Here is a 14,369-nt window from a genome sequence, read left to right on the forward strand (position 1 = left end):
TACTGCTGCCTCCCGTAGGAGTCTGGGCCGTGTCTCAGTCCCAGTGTGGCCGATCACCCTCTCAGGTCGGCTACGCATCGTCGCCTTGGTGAGCCGTTACCTCACCAACTAGCTAATGCGCCGCGGGCCCATCCTGCAGTGACAGCCGAAGCCGCCTTTTAAAAGGAAACCATGAGGTTTCCAATGTTATTCGGTATTAGCCCCGGTTTCCCGGAGTTATCCCAATCTGCAGGGCAGGTTGCCCACGTGTTACTCACCCGTCCGCCGCTGACTTCCGGGAGCAAGCTCCCTTCTGTCCGCTCGACTTGCATGTATTAGGCACGCCGCCAGCGTTCGTCCTGAGCCAGGATCAAACTCTCCAAAAAAGTTTGACTTGCTCATTTGTTTCTATATAGATGACGGGCATCTTCTATAGAAGTTTAATTCTTAAAACGTTGACGTTTATTTTGTTCAGTTTTCAAAGATCAATTCTCTTTGCTGACGTTTCCGACAGCTAAATAATCATATCATGCAGAATGTTTTAAGTCAACAACCTTTTATCGACTTTTATCGAGAATATTATCTCAACAAATCATCATTTAACTAAGTAAACTTATCTTTTTTCGTTGCATTCTCTTGCAACAGAAACTAAATATAACAACATCCAAACGAAAAGTCAATACCATTCCTTGAAAACAATTATCTTAAAATAGCAATTATCTTTCTTATGCTTTACCGCTTCGTAAGCGACGATTAATAATATACCATAATGTTTTGTTTATATCAACGATCTTTTTATTGTTTTTGCTTCCTGAACTGGATTTTTACACCTGTAAGCATCCAGGATAAGCTTGCGGATTGGTGGCATTCTAATTCAGTATGCAGTTCTTAAAAATGATGGACAGGAACTTTAATAAAGATGATGCATTTCTTTCATTGTACATAAACAGAAAAGGCACTATTTCTTCTTTAAGAAGAAGCAGCGCCTCACATCTTTTTATGATTGATGATATTCCAAACAACTTAGCTCATTTACATCACAATTTTCATGCGTGATAAAAAACCTTTTTCTTCATTATTCTTTTGCATGGCCCGCTGAATGCTCATGCATGTGTCCTGACTTCATTTCAACGGCCAGCCAGTCCACCCGGTAAAAGCGGATCAAAACGGCAATGCCAATAACTGTAGTAAATCCATAAAGCGCAAGCCAGGCACCGATGCTTTCCCAGTGAAGAAGGTTCGTACATATATATGCCAGCGGCACAAAAAACAGCCAGGACAAGACGAGTGAAATTTTCAGCAAAAACGTTGTATCGCCGATACCCCGCAGGCCGCCTGCGTAAAAGTTAAACCACGCATCAAACAACTGGAGGAAAGCAGAAATTTGAATCAACTGCACGGCGAGCCCGTGTACATCCGGGTCATTTGTATACATCCCAATAATGGAATCCGCAAATATAAATTCAAGAAGCCCCAGAACCAAAATAAATACACTGCCGATAATAGCCGTCTCTGTCCCCATCCTCCTTGCCGATAATGGGTTTCCGCGGCCAATATCCTGGCCGACTAAAATGGTGGCCGTTGTACCAAAAGCAAAAGCCGGCATGAACCCAAAGCTCATGACACTTAAAGCTACTTCATTAGATGCCAGCGCATTCGTGCCCAGCTGTGTCACAAAAATCGTAAAAACAAACATCGCCATACTTTTTGAAAATTCCTCTGCCCCTAATTTTCCGCTTTCTGAAGCAATTAACATAGAATCCGTACGGTCCAGCTTCGCTTTTGAGCGTGTACGATAGCGTTTATGCAGGACAATAAAATAAACGTAGGCAGAAAGAAGAAAAATTGTACATTCCCCGATTAATACAGCCCAGGCAGCCCCGATCAAGCCTATTTCAGGAAACCCTGCATTTCCATAGGTTAACGCGTACGTAAAGAACACCATGATGCCGTTCCCAATGAGGGATGTAATCATAGGTGTTCTTGTGTCGCCGATCCCCCGGAAAAAGCCATGCAGCACAAAAGTAAATACTGTTGCGGTCATCGCCAGAAAACGGACCGTTAAATAGCCGGTTCCTTCCCTGATCAGATCCTTTGAAGAACCCATTAAGGATAAAATGGCTTCTGAGGCAAACAAACCAGTGAGAATAACGAGTATGTTGGCGATCACACATAAATAAAGAGCAATTGCTGTCTGCTTGACGCCTCGCTTCATGTTATTGGATCCATAGTGCTGGGCTACAAGATAATTCACAGTATGGCCAATCCCAGAAAACAATGCCCATACATTGTACATAATAATATTAGAGACACCAACAATCGCGATGGCTAAAGCACCCAGGTTTCCAACCATAATTAAATTGATCGTACCGGTCGCGGTCATGGCCGCGAAAGAAGCAATCGATGGAAGGGCAAGGACCAATATTTTTTTGTAATTCATGAAAGCAGCTCTCCTGTTCAAATATTTGATCATTTCAATGAGTATCTAGCAACGTGATTGCTGCTTACTTCCGTTTCTCAATTTTGCACTGCTTTTTATATTTAAAGCGATTTCAAAAAAGCTCTAGTCATTAGAGATGAGGAAAATGGGAATTCAGTTATTAGGCAGCCCAAAAATGTTTACAAGAATGGTCCAACTCTATTATACAAAAAGCTTGCAGACTTTGTCCTCTTTATAAAGATCATGCCTGCAAGCTGAATCTTGATTAGTTTTTTACGTGAAGAAAAGCATATTCGAAGGATGAGAAGGTTTTATACTTTCTATAATAGGAGGCATTATTGGAAAAAGGATTTTTTACTTTTCGTACTTAAAATGTCGCCCATCCATCCCTTTCTTCTTAAGTAAAAATAGATCGCCAGCGTACTGATGATCATCAAGCCGCCTGCGAGCAGGTAGCCCAGCTTCCATTCAAGCTCAGGCATATGTTTAAAATTCATTCCCCACACCGCTCCAAGTACTGTGGCCGGAGCAAACAAGGTCGTAATAACGGTCAATGTTTTCGTAATTTCGTTGCCCCGGTGAGCAGAAACAAGATTTTCAAAGTCAAGCAGAGAATCAATTTCTTCTTCGTACGCCCTTACGAGAAACATCGCCCGTTCAAGCCGGTTTTTGGCCAGTCTATATTGTTTCCCTTCTGTCACATCTTCTCCAAACGCTTCTTTTAAAGCCATACGGATTTCCACGGCTGGAACAATGAGATTTTTCCAGATGAGCAGCTCCTGATCCGTACGGGCAACCCGGTCCAGTATTTTGATATTATTCCGTTTTTTTATTTTCCAAAATAAATCATGAAGCTCTAATTCAAAAGCATCTATTTTCTTTAAAAAATGAGAAGTAATATGGCTGACCAAAATAAGAAACCCTTCAATGGGATTTTGAGCTTCATGCATTTTTTCCCTCATTGCTTTAACGTTCACATGGTCCAACTTAAGAAAATCAATATTAGCCGTGATCAGCTGTTCCCTCGTTAAATAAAAGTGAAAAACCGATTTATCCTCTTCTTCCTTAGCGCTCTGCATATACACGAGAGATCCCCAGAAAGCTTCTTTGCCTTCTGTGCCCGTATCCATATCGATAGCGTTTGTTTGATCTTTCGAGAGATTTTTCAGCCATTCCTTACATATAGTGTCCATATTAGGAACCTTTTCTTCTATATTTCCATCATCCAGATTTAATTCGTACCATTTCCACTGTGAAGAATGAAATGTGTGTTTCATTTTAATTTGTGCCTCCTAGAGAAAAATTTCTGTTCGTTTTATTTCTTTCGCCTCCTCGCTTTCATGCTGATGACTGTCACCTTTTATATAATAATTGCCTGCCTTGTTAAACCAGCTTAATCATTTAAAAGCTGAACATTATACGGAAGAGATATTACAAGTCCGTGAGAAGCCAAAGCCATTAAAGTAAAGAATGCCATTCTTATTTGGTTTTTCCCTCGTATCTTTAAAAATACCCTTAATCTTTTGTCAAAAAACGAGGTTTTATGAATTATTCTTTTCCTTTGACCAAACAAGATTTTTAAAGATTAAACCATTCCACCAATAATTTTTTGACAATTAGAGGTTTAAGTGCCTGTTAAACGGGAGAGTAAGAAAAAAAGGGTGAGGTGATAAGATGATCTATGTAGAAATAGCCCTTAAAATTGTTATCGGGCTGATTGGCTTAATTGTCGTAACCCGGCTCCTCGGAAAAAAAGAGATGTCTCAGGTGACACCTCTTGATTTTGTATATGCCCTTGTCCTTGGCGGCATTTTAGAAGAGGGTATTTACGATGAGCAGGTGTCCATCTGGCAGATTCTTTTTGCAGTTGCTGTATGGGGAGTGTCGATCTATGCCATCGAAGTATTAGGGCAGAAAAGAGATGGCGTGAAAGAACTGCTCAAAGGGAAACCTTCTCTTATTATCCGCAATGGTAAGCTGGATCATAAACAACTCAAAAAGAATCATCTAGATTTAGAACAGCTGCGAACCATGCTTCGAAAACAAGGCGTTTTCACACTGCGAGAAGTACGTGATCTTTATCTGGAGCCTGGCGGAGATATCAGTGTAAAACTACATACAAAATCCGACAGTGTCACTCCCGATATACTTGGCCTTATCCCTGAAGACGATGCTCCTTCTACGTTAGTGATTGAAGAAGGAGAAATTAAAGTGAAAGAACTTCAATCGATCGGTAAAACAAAAGAATGGCTTCTTCGTGAATTAAAGAAAGAAAACTATGACAGAATTAAAGATATCTTTTACGGAGAATGGTCAGAAACAAATGGCTTTTATATTCAAACCTATTCCCGCTCTAGGTAGTATTGGACAAACAAAACACTTTTTTAACACACGTTTAGAAGATATGGACATTTGCTTTCAAGACCTTTTCCTTCACGTCTGGCGAGTGTTAGTCGATGGCTTAACAGGATCAAAACAAGCGGCTGTCTGTTTTTAGACAGCCGCTTTCTCTTTGTTTAAGCTTTTCCCTCTATGCAGAGAAATAAAAGTATATACTTGATTGAATAAAAAATGCTGCAGGAAGACGTTCTGCTCGATAAAAATTTAACTTCCATTATCAATTTTTCTTAAAAGGCACCGCTTTTTGCTCCTTTATGCAAATCGTGTAGAAGCTTTTTTTAAAATGATTTAGTATAGTTTTTCAGACTAAAAGAAAGGGTGAACCGATGACCCGTTTACAGCATTCTAGAACGGTCGTTTTACTGGTTTTTATGATTGGCACATTTGCAATTGGCATGACGGAATATGTGGTTACCGGACTGCTCACTCAATTTGCAAAAGATTTACACGTAGAAGTAGCCACGACCGGGCTGCTGTTAAGTGTGTATGCGATCAGCGTGGCCATCTTTGGACCTCTTGTCAGAATCATCACGATTAAAATGACCCCGAAGCCTTTATTGATAGGCATGATGGCCATCTTTGTAATCAGCAATATCATTGCGGCTGCTGCCCCAACGTTTGAGGTACTGCTCGCCTCCCGGCTTCTGTCTGCCTCGATGCACGCACCGTTTTTCGGTCTTTGCATGTCGGTGGCTTTTTACATTTCCGAACCGGAAAAACAGCCGAGTGCGATTGCAGCGGTACAAGGCGGCCTGACCATTGCGATTATGCTCGGTGTTCCGGCCGGCTCATATATCGGCGGTATTTTTGAATGGCGCTATGTGTTCTGGTTTATTACGCTGCTTGGTGTAGTGTCGCTGCTTGGCATTATGCTCACCACACCGAACCAGAAGCATGTGGTCGTGCCAAAACTGAAGGAAGAGCTGAAAATTTTTAAAAACAAAAATGTACTGCTTGTTCTCGCTATTATTGTGTTTGGCTTTTCTGGTGTGTTTACGGCCTATACGTTCCTGGAACCAATGCTGAGAGAATTATCCGGATTTGGTGTTAACAGCATTACAATTGGGTTCTTTTTCTTTGGATTAGGTGCCGTAATCGGCAATTTTGTTTCCGGCAGAATTCCAGCAGTCCGTTTAACAGAGCGGCTTATTTTAGCACTCGTGATATTAGCGGCTGTTTTAGCGCTGTTCACATTCCTGATTCCGTATTACGTGCTTGCTTTCGCCATGTGCTTCTTGTTTGGCGCCGGAACGTTCGGTACAACACCGCTTTTAAATTCAAAAATCATTATCGCCGGCCGGGAAGCCCCTTCCCTATCAGGAACCATTGCGGCCTCCGTCTTTAACTTGGCTAACTGCATTGGTGCCACACTTGGGACGATTTTCTTAAACAGCGGCCTCAGCTTTACGTGGATTACATTGATTGCGGCCGGAATGATCTTATTCGGTACAGTGATTGCGATTGTGACGCACAAAGTAGAGGATAAATCTCTTTATATGCCCAGCAGGCAGCCAGTAGAATCTTGATTACGCAAAACAACCATCCGCATTTTCTGGCAGAAGACTCGGATGGTTGTTTTTTTTGCTTTTTTGTTATTGAAGAACGTACCTTTTTTCTTCGGATCGCGCACTCTCCTATAAAGCTTCAGCAGGCAGGCCATTTCTCATAAATACACGCATCATGGCTATTTTGGCTTTTTCTTCATCTGGTCCATGTATTTCCAACTTGAAGGTTTTAGAACTCAGCACACTATAAGTTAAGCCAAGGATACTTTTGGCATCTATATGCTTATCATCTGTACAAATCACAATACTCGACCGAAATGTATTGGCAGTTTGGTTAATTTCAACGACCGCTTTTGCCAGAGATTTGTCTAAGTTCATATGCACGGACGCTCCTGTCTTTATTTAATCAGGTGTGCAGCTAGTCGCTGCTCTACTTAAATTCTTTCTAAGTCTACAGATGCCCCTTATAACTCCAGAACGCTTCCCGTTTTACGACGCAAAGCATGGATCATTGTAATAAATCACATGTGATAAAAATGCATGGCCATTCATGTTTTTAGAAGCTTCTACTGCCTCTTCTTCCGTATCAAATTCAAACATTTTAATTGCTTCTTTAGAATAAAGCGTAATCACCCACATTGACGTATTCCTCCTGAATGTTTAGTTAGGAATCAACCAGCTTTCTTCCTGCTTACTGTTTTTTATCATTTACAAAGGCTTTAAACTAAAGTTACGCCAGCTGATGGGAAAGCGCATAATTCTTTTTTGTAAACACGTTGCCTTCTAAAATCGTTCTTGCTGTGCGAACTACCTTGATCGCACTGATATGACCAGCAACAAAATCCACTTTTGTTTCCATAATTCCTGCAGGATGAGCCAGCCGGAATACTTCCTGTTTAATATCTATCAAGTCTGACAGAATAGTGTCTTCAAGAAAGGCAGCGGCTGTTGTACAAATCGCACCCGTAATGGCCAGCGCCTGATGCGGCTTTTGCATGGACATCATCCGAATTAAAATATCCATGTCCGCGGACTTTCTTTGCACCCCTGTACGGTCTATATAATCCGCAGGTGAAGCCACGATCGTCATTTTCGGGACAGCTGGAGACTTCAAAGTCGCTTCTTTTCGATCTGCAAACCCGCACATCTCAGCTGCGATGGAACGGATCTCTTCCAGTTCTTTTAGCTTGTCAGGGGTGTACTCCGCAGGCAGCTCTGTTCCGTTTAGCCCAACGTCTTTCGCTCGGACAAAAACAAGCGGATTGGCCACATCTACTATGGAAACTGGAATCAGGCGGTCCGCTGTCCGGATCATATCCACCGGCTTCCCTGTTGGAAACAGCTTTCCGGTCACAGCTCCTTCTGCCTGCGTAAACGATAAGTAAATTGGGGAGCCGGTACCAGGCACGCCAGGAATGGAACAGTTTCCTTCTGCTTTTACCTGTCCGTTTTCCACTTCTACTTCAGCAATGATTAATTTTTTCGTGTTAGTATTATAAATCCGAACCTTTGTAACCGGCTCTTTTATCGGAACCATGCCCTGCTCAATCGCATACGGCCCAACAGCCGATGAAATATTTCCACAGTTGCCTTTGAAATCCACCATTTGATGATCAATACTGACCTGTGCAAATGTATACTCCACATCAAACGCTGGAGAATCTGATTTTTTAATAATGGCCGCTTTGCTTGTTAAAGAGTTAGCGCCGCCTAATCCATCAATCTGGCGCTGGTCCGGGCTTCCCATCACATCAAGCAGGAATTCTTCCCAAAGCGCTGGGTTTGTCGGCATGTGCTGATGATTCAGAAAAACACCCTTGCTTGTACCGCCTCTCATGATTACTACAGGCACTTTCATCGTCATTACCACCTTTTCACATTCGATAAGTGTATAGTATGATAAAGAGACTGATAAATGAAATACATATTTTTTTCGGTAAAAGTAAAAATTTTTTTATAACTAAAAATGGAGGCGGACGGGAATGGATGAAAAAGACTGGGTGGCTCTTCGGGTATTATATGAAGAGAAAAATTTCAGCCGGGCTGCTGAACGTTTATATATCTCACAGCCCGCTCTCACTTATCGTTTGAAAAATCTAGAAAAAGAATTTGGCACAAGCTTGTTTTTTAAAATTAAAAGCGGCATTGAATTTACATCCGAAGGTATTTATTTAGCCGATTATGCAGAAGAAATGATCAAAAAACTGCAAAAAACAAAAGATTACATGCTGAATATGCAAAATGAAGTAAGAGGCACCCTTCGCCTTGGTGTTTCCAGCAATTTTGCCCAGTATAAGCTGCCAAAGATTTTAAAAAAGTTCTCCGCCCAGTATCCAAATGTTCAGTTCAGTGTAAACACAGGATGGAGCACGGACATTATGCACCTTTTAAATTCCTCCAGTGTACAGCTGGGCATTTTACGCGGAAACTATGAGTGGTACGGTATCAAAACACTGCTGCATAAAGAGAGGCTTTGTTTGATTTCAAAAGAAGAGGTTGATTTGGAAGACCTGCCTGAACTTCCTTTTATCAATTATAAAACGGACAGTTCCCTGAAAAACTTAATGAATGGCTGGTGGCATGACCGCTTTCCGGATCCGCCTAGAGTAACGATGGAAAACGACCGGCAGGAAACCTGCAAAGAAATGGTCAAGCAGGGACTTGGGGTGTCGATCCTGCCGGAAATCTGCCTTCAGCCTTCAGACAACCTCCATACGTATGGATTGTCTTTTAAAAACGGAGAGCCTGTTTTAAGAAATACCTGGCTTATGTACAGCCAGGATGCGCTGCGGCTGTCTACCGTCAAAACCTTTATCGACTTTTTAAACAAAAAAGAAAATATATAATCGTATTCGAAACGCAGGAACACTTCCTGCGTTTTGGATTATAAATAATTTTTATCAAAAAACAAAAAAATAATGTATTTCCTTTATCTCTTTCCTTGTATTACGCTGAATACAGAGCATATCTTACACGGCCTTTTAACTTGTAAGCGATTACTTTATGAGGAGGGATTTTTATTCTTACACTACTCGGTATATCCATGGTGGTTGTGTTCACGTATTTGATTATGGCTAAACGTTTAACTCCGGTTGCAGCTCTTACTATTGTGCCTATCCTCTTTGCGGTGATCGGCGGGTTCGGTTCCAAACTCGGGGATATGATGATGGAGGGATTGAAAACGGTTGCACCATCAGCCGCCCTGCTCCTATTCGCTATCCTGTTTTTCGGTGTTTTAATTGATGCGGGTTTGTTCGATCCTCTTATTCAGAAAATGCTGAAGATTGTAAAAGGGGATCCGGTTAAAATCGCGATTGGAACCGCAGTGCTAGCACTGACAGTTGCACTGGATGGAGATGGGACAACGACTCATATGATTACCATCTCAGCTATGTTTCCGCTTTATAAACGTTTAGGGATGAAGCCGCTTGTTCTGGCAACGATTTCCCTTCTTTCTTTAAGCATTATGAGCGGCATGACACCATGGGGCGGCCCTGCCACAAGAGCCATTACCTCGTTAGGCCTTGATGCAGGAGACTTTTTCATTCCACTTCTTCCAACGATGTTTGGCGGAATGGCTTGTGTGATCGGCATTGCTTTTCTTCTGGGCAAAAAGGAACGTGAACGTATTGGGGTCATTGAAATTGATCTTGCTGCGCAGAATCAAGCTTCTCTTTCAGAAGCAGCAGCAGCCTATGCGCTGCAGGAAGATATTAAGCGCCCGAAATTAGTGTGGGTAAACCTGCTGCTGGTTCTTTCGGTTATGGTGATCTTAGTGATGGGGCTTCTTCCGGTACCCGTACTGTTTTTAATTGGTTTTGTGCTTGCTTCCATGATCAATTATCCAAATTTAGAACAGCAAAAAGAACGGATGCTGTCACATGCCGGAAATGCTTTAACAGTAGTAACGCTCGTGTTTGCTGCAGGCATCTTCACTGGTATTTTTGAAGGAACCAAAATGGTCGATGCCATTGCCAATTCACTTGTAGCCATCATTCCTGAATCGTTAGGATCTTTCTTCCCGCTTGTTGTGGCGTTAACCAGCATGCCATTTACATTTGTACTGTCAAATGATGCTTACTATTTCGGTGTGCTGCCTATTTTAGCAGAAGCCGCATCCGCTTATGGAATCGATCCTGTTGAAGTAGCACGGGCTTCCGTTCTTGGCCAGCCGGTTCATTTTTTAAGCCCGCTTGTAGCTTCTACCCTTCTGCTAGTTGGCATGGTGAAAACCGACCTTGGAGAATTTCAGCGGTATGCGATAAAATGGTCCATTCTTTGTTCTCTCTTTGTCATTGTTGTTGCAGTGCTGACCGGAGCGATTTCCATTTTTTAATATACAATAAGGGCCGCTCATCCAGAGCGGCCCTTATTGTATATAATGACACGTACAATTGTTTTAGCGAGCTTCATCACCGTATGCAGGCGGGTATCATTTAAAAACTGCGCGGCTGGCAGTGGATCAAGGTAATTGACAACTCCGGTCAGATGATAATCTCCTACCGCCGGGAGTACTTTTTTTAGCGCCTGACCCGGCAGAAGAGGCCCTTCTTTCAACAGAACCGCCCCTACCTGCTCTTTTTCTCCGAGCCCCGCATCGATACTAATGATCAACGGCTGCCCAAACCGTCTTTTTACGGCTTTTAATGTACTTTCTAAATTAAACGCATGAACGGGGTCTTCGAGTGTACCGTATATACAGTGAGAAATCCCTTCTTCTTTTAACATCGTTCCTACTAAGGGACCCAGCGCATCGCCAATCGACCGATCTGAACCAACACACAGGAAAATAATCTCTCTGCCTTCGTTCAATGACTGCAGAAGAAGATCGTTTAGGATATGAGACATTGCTTCAATCTCCTGGTCCATCGTTCGTGTATGATCATAAACAGCGCATAGCACTTTCTGCTTTACTTCTTTGTTCTTTTGACCTCCGAAAAATCCCATCGTCTTCCCCCTTTGTCTCCATTATAAAACGCTTCGAGTCCAAAGGCACCTTCAAACCAGGCGCGTTATGCATTTAAAAACAAAAAACATTATATTCTCCTCTTCATATACATATATATAAGTATACATATATTCTTGTATATAAGTATATACATATACATTTACAATAATGAACACAAACATGAATAGATGTATTTGACACTCTTTGGACTTCGCTAAAAAGTTTAAACAAGGAACAAAAAAAGAGCTTTTATAAAAGCTCCCTTCTTGCTTAGATAAGATTCACGCTTTTCACTAATGTCTTAAATTCTTCTCGTCTGTCCTCATTTTCAAAGGATCGTTTTGGAACAATGTAAGCCTCCACTATGCTGGTAAAAAGAAAAAAATATGCTTCATCTTCGTCCACTCGTTCAATATCAGCCCAGTTCGCTTTTTTCTCGCCTGCACGGTTTTTCTCGGTAAAACCTTTTCTATCCATTACAAGCGTATGTAGTCCAAACATGTTATCATTTCTGCTCTCATTTAACATTTTGTTTACATTTCTCTTTATATGCCCGTAAAAGTACTTAGGATACAAAATAACCCATAAGACTGAAGCAACTGCAAACGTAATGAAAAGCCCTGGCAGCCATTCTTCTGTCACCCAGGAAACAACCAGCGCAAACAGTAAAAAAAGAACAGGCCCCATCAAACGCTGCATGATTAAAGCACTTTTTATCGTTTCCGATTGCTTGGCAGCATGTATCTGGAAAGCCTGGTAATCCTCTTTTGTTAAATCGTATGTTAGTTCCATTCTTGTCCCCTTTTTACCATCTCTGTTAGAAAGCTATGCTTAGTATGTTAAATAAAATATTGTTTAGCTCGTCTTTCCTCTATCTTTATCGCATAAACAATGACCGATTTATTCTAACACGGTCAAGCCAACTTTCCTAAAATCTTTTAAGCAGATTGTGATAAACCTATTCCTAACCGCTTTGTATATTTGATGGCTAGTCTCAATATGTTACTTATTTAACGCGATAAAGCTTGAAAGGATCAAAACAGCAAAGCGGTTATGCAGTTCATTGCATGAAAATGAATTTGTCTCTATAATGACCGAAGTGAAAGGAGACGAATTACGTTGTATCAAGTTAAGCAATATTCATTTTTAGTATTAGGTACCTTTATCATTGCAGTATGTTTTAATTTACTGCAAAGTCCGAACCAGATTGCTTCTGGCGGATTAACTGGTGCATCTCTTGTTTTAGGTGATGTATTTCATATTTCTTCAGCTATCATTCTATGGGCAGCCACACTGATGCTGCTAATTGGCGGCAGCTGTTTTCTAGGCCTCCATACCATTTTAAAAAATATCATTGGTTCTCTTTTAATTCCTTTTTTCGTTTATGTTACAAAAGAAATCCCTCCACTTACACATGATCCGCTGCTTGCCGCTATCTACGGTGGATTAGGGGTAGGACTTGGCTTGGCCGTTGTGTTCCGGGCAGAAGGAAATACGGGCGGATTTACCCTGATTGCGCAAATTCTGAATAAGAAAAAAGCAATCAAACACAGCACATCTATTATGGTGATGGATGCAGCGGTTATGATTGCAGGAGGCATCGTTTTTTCTCCGGAGAAAGCATTGTACGCATTAGTCGGCGCATTTATCACCCGGTTAACCATGGATTATGCAGTGCGGGTTCAACAGAAAAACTCTAAAGTGGCGTACATTATTTCTTCAGTGGAATTTGAAAAGCAGATCAGTGAATCTATTTTAACGGAACTGGATCGAGGATTAACGAAGCTCTCTGGATCAGGAGGATACACCAATAGTGAAAGAATCGTGATGGTGACGGTGCTGGCTCCGTCAAAGATTACGACATTAAGAGCTTTGGTTCAAGATATTGATCCGCATGCTTTTATTATTTTATGTGAGGCGACGGAAGTATTCGGTGAAGGATTTACCCAGCCGGTTTCTCCTCCTCCCAAGAAGCTTGTTTCTTCCAATGCCATTTAACTAACTACCTGCGCATGCTTCCTTCCTCTCTCCTGCTTAAATAAAGCAGGTTACGGCAAAAACGTGGTTGATCGTTATGTTAGTTTGAATACTAAACGGGTAACGAAAACTATTGATGTCTGAACACATAGGGAGGAATGGAATATGGCAGATAAGAAATCTCGCGATGGATTAACGGTTGTTATAGCCGGCGCTTCGAGCGGACTTGGAAAAGGCACCGCACGCCGGCTTGCTTCCGAAGGAGCAAACCTTGTACTGGGTGCCCGCCGTGCGCAGCTGCTTGAAGAACTTGTGGAAGAATGCGGTCCAAACGCAGCCGCTGTTCAGATGGATATTGGAAAAGAAGAAGATGTGAAGAAACTGTTCGATACGGCTATGGAGAAGTTTGGCCGTATTGATGTGTGGATGAACATGGCCGGCGTCGGATTAATTGGTCCTTATACGGAGCTTCCAACCAAGGATTTGCAGCAGATTGTGCAAACGAATATACTCGGCACTATGTATGGCAGCCACTTTGCTCTCCGCCAATTTAAAAAGCAAGAATCTGGCATACTGATTAACATGGGCTCCGTCGCAAGTAAAATCGCGTTTCCATACTACACAGCCTACACGGCGACGAAATATGCTGTATCAGGCCTGAGTGCGGGGCTTTATCAGGAAATGGAGCTCGAAAACTACGAGGATATCCATGTATGCATGGGCGACCGATACGCCTTGGTTTGACCACGCTGGGAATTACTCCGGACATGAAGCGCAAATGAAGCCGATGGACGATGCCGAAAATGTAGTAGATGCCATTGTCGATTTACTTGATAACCCTCAGGAGAGCGTTGAAGTAGGCGTGAAAACAAAAGGGTCTTCGGTTTCGAGCAACTTAATACCTGGATTGACTGAAACCCTGAATGCCAAGTATTTAAATAAAGTGATACAGGACGCTCCTCCTGCCCCTCCAAGCTCAGGCTCCCTTCATAAACCGATGGAAAGTGGTACTGGCGTTTCAGCCGGCCTCAGGGAGCGAATAAAAAAAGAACAATAAAAGATTTGTTTATGCATGAGCATATATGTATTATCTTAAGCTCTCGTGAATGGGAAAAGAGAA

14 protein-coding genes and 1 rRNA gene are annotated in these 14,369 nt (G+C 42.0%); 7 read left to right on the forward strand and 8 right to left on the reverse strand.

Translation table 11 applies throughout. The features are described from left to right. From M3221_RS10855 to M3221_RS10865, 3 genes are all read right to left on the reverse strand, one after another. A 16S ribosomal RNA gene (locus M3221_RS10855) occupies positions 1-365 on the reverse strand; the annotation flags it as partial. Positions 366-1,054: 689 nt separating this feature from the next. Next, positions 1,055-2,419: an MATE family efflux transporter gene (locus M3221_RS10860; RefSeq protein WP_251271785.1), complete on the reverse strand. Its 1,365-nt coding sequence runs from the start codon at positions 2,417-2,419 to the stop codon at positions 1,055-1,057. Between the two features lie 335 nt (positions 2,420-2,754). After that, the gene (locus M3221_RS10865; protein WP_251271787.1) at positions 2,755-3,696 is read right to left on the reverse strand and encodes a magnesium transporter CorA family protein; all 942 of its coding nucleotides are present in this window, start codon (positions 3,694-3,696) and stop codon (positions 2,755-2,757) included. Between the two features lie 397 nt (positions 3,697-4,093). On the opposite strand from M3221_RS10865, the gene M3221_RS10870 reads away from it, so the two are divergent. Continuing rightward, positions 4,094-4,780 (forward strand): DUF421 domain-containing protein, encoded by a 687-nt coding sequence (locus tag M3221_RS10870; protein ID WP_251271789.1) that lies wholly within the window; start codon positions 4,094-4,096, stop codon positions 4,778-4,780. A 365-nt stretch (positions 4,781-5,145) separates the two neighbouring features. Next, complete coding sequence (locus M3221_RS10875; RefSeq protein ID WP_251271791.1) at positions 5,146-6,345, forward strand: MFS transporter; 1,200 nt, start codon at positions 5,146-5,148, stop codon at positions 6,343-6,345. A 108-nt stretch (positions 6,346-6,453) separates the two neighbouring features. Here the strand turns inward: M3221_RS10875 and M3221_RS10880 are convergent, their stop codons facing one another. From M3221_RS10880 to M3221_RS10890, 3 genes are all read right to left on the reverse strand, one after another. Next, positions 6,454-6,702, reverse strand: coding sequence for an HPr family phosphocarrier protein (locus M3221_RS10880; protein ID WP_251271793.1), 249 nt, complete (start codon positions 6,700-6,702; stop codon positions 6,454-6,456). 111 nt (positions 6,703-6,813) lie between these two features. Continuing rightward, positions 6,814-6,963, reverse strand: coding sequence for an RNA-binding protein (locus tag M3221_RS10885; RefSeq protein WP_251271795.1), 150 nt, complete (start codon positions 6,961-6,963; stop codon positions 6,814-6,816). A 91-nt stretch (positions 6,964-7,054) separates the two neighbouring features. After that, on the reverse strand, positions 7,055-8,182 hold the full coding sequence (locus tag M3221_RS10890) for a 2-methylaconitate cis-trans isomerase PrpF family protein (RefSeq protein ID WP_396120272.1): 1,128 nt from the start codon (positions 8,180-8,182) through the stop codon (positions 7,055-7,057). A 124-nt stretch (positions 8,183-8,306) separates the two neighbouring features. Between M3221_RS10890 and M3221_RS10895 the strand changes: the two genes are divergently transcribed. Next, positions 8,307-9,170 carry a LysR family transcriptional regulator gene (locus M3221_RS10895; protein ID WP_251271799.1) on the forward strand — a complete coding sequence of 288 codons (864 nt, stop codon included), beginning with the start codon at positions 8,307-8,309 and terminating at the stop codon, positions 9,168-9,170. Between the two features lie 173 nt (positions 9,171-9,343). Beyond that, complete coding sequence (locus M3221_RS10900; protein ID WP_251271936.1) at positions 9,344-10,660, forward strand: CitMHS family transporter; 1,317 nt, start codon at positions 9,344-9,346, stop codon at positions 10,658-10,660. 17 nt (positions 10,661-10,677) lie between these two features. Here M3221_RS10900 and yyaC read toward each other — a convergent pair whose 3' ends face one another. Continuing rightward, positions 10,678-11,271 carry a spore protease YyaC gene (yyaC, locus tag M3221_RS10905; RefSeq protein WP_251271801.1) on the reverse strand — a complete coding sequence of 198 codons (594 nt, stop codon included), beginning with the start codon at positions 11,269-11,271 and terminating at the stop codon, positions 10,678-10,680. Between the two features lie 271 nt (positions 11,272-11,542). Continuing rightward, positions 11,543-12,064: a YcxB family protein gene (locus tag M3221_RS10910; protein WP_251271803.1), complete on the reverse strand. Its 522-nt coding sequence runs from the start codon at positions 12,062-12,064 to the stop codon at positions 11,543-11,545. A 327-nt stretch (positions 12,065-12,391) separates the two neighbouring features. On the opposite strand from M3221_RS10910, the gene M3221_RS10915 reads away from it, so the two are divergent. From M3221_RS10915 to M3221_RS10925, 3 genes are all read left to right on the forward strand, one after another. Then, positions 12,392-13,270, forward strand: a complete 879-nt coding sequence (locus tag M3221_RS10915) for a YitT family protein (RefSeq protein ID WP_251271805.1) — start codon at positions 12,392-12,394, stop codon at positions 13,268-13,270. Positions 13,271-13,414: 144 nt separating this feature from the next. Next, positions 13,415-13,993 carry an SDR family oxidoreductase gene (locus tag M3221_RS10920; RefSeq protein WP_251271807.1) on the forward strand — a complete coding sequence of 193 codons (579 nt, stop codon included), beginning with the start codon at positions 13,415-13,417 and terminating at the stop codon, positions 13,991-13,993. Then, positions 13,959-14,306, forward strand: coding sequence for a hypothetical protein (locus tag M3221_RS10925; protein WP_251271808.1), 348 nt, complete (start codon positions 13,959-13,961; stop codon positions 14,304-14,306). The genes M3221_RS10920 and M3221_RS10925 overlap by 35 nt, the downstream gene beginning before the upstream one ends. Positions 14,307-14,369 lie beyond the last annotated feature (63 nt).

Origin of the sequence: Domibacillus indicus, assembly GCF_023715895.1 — a bacterium.
Classification (GTDB): domain Bacteria; phylum Bacillota; class Bacilli; order Bacillales; family Domibacillaceae; genus Domibacillus; species Domibacillus indicus_A.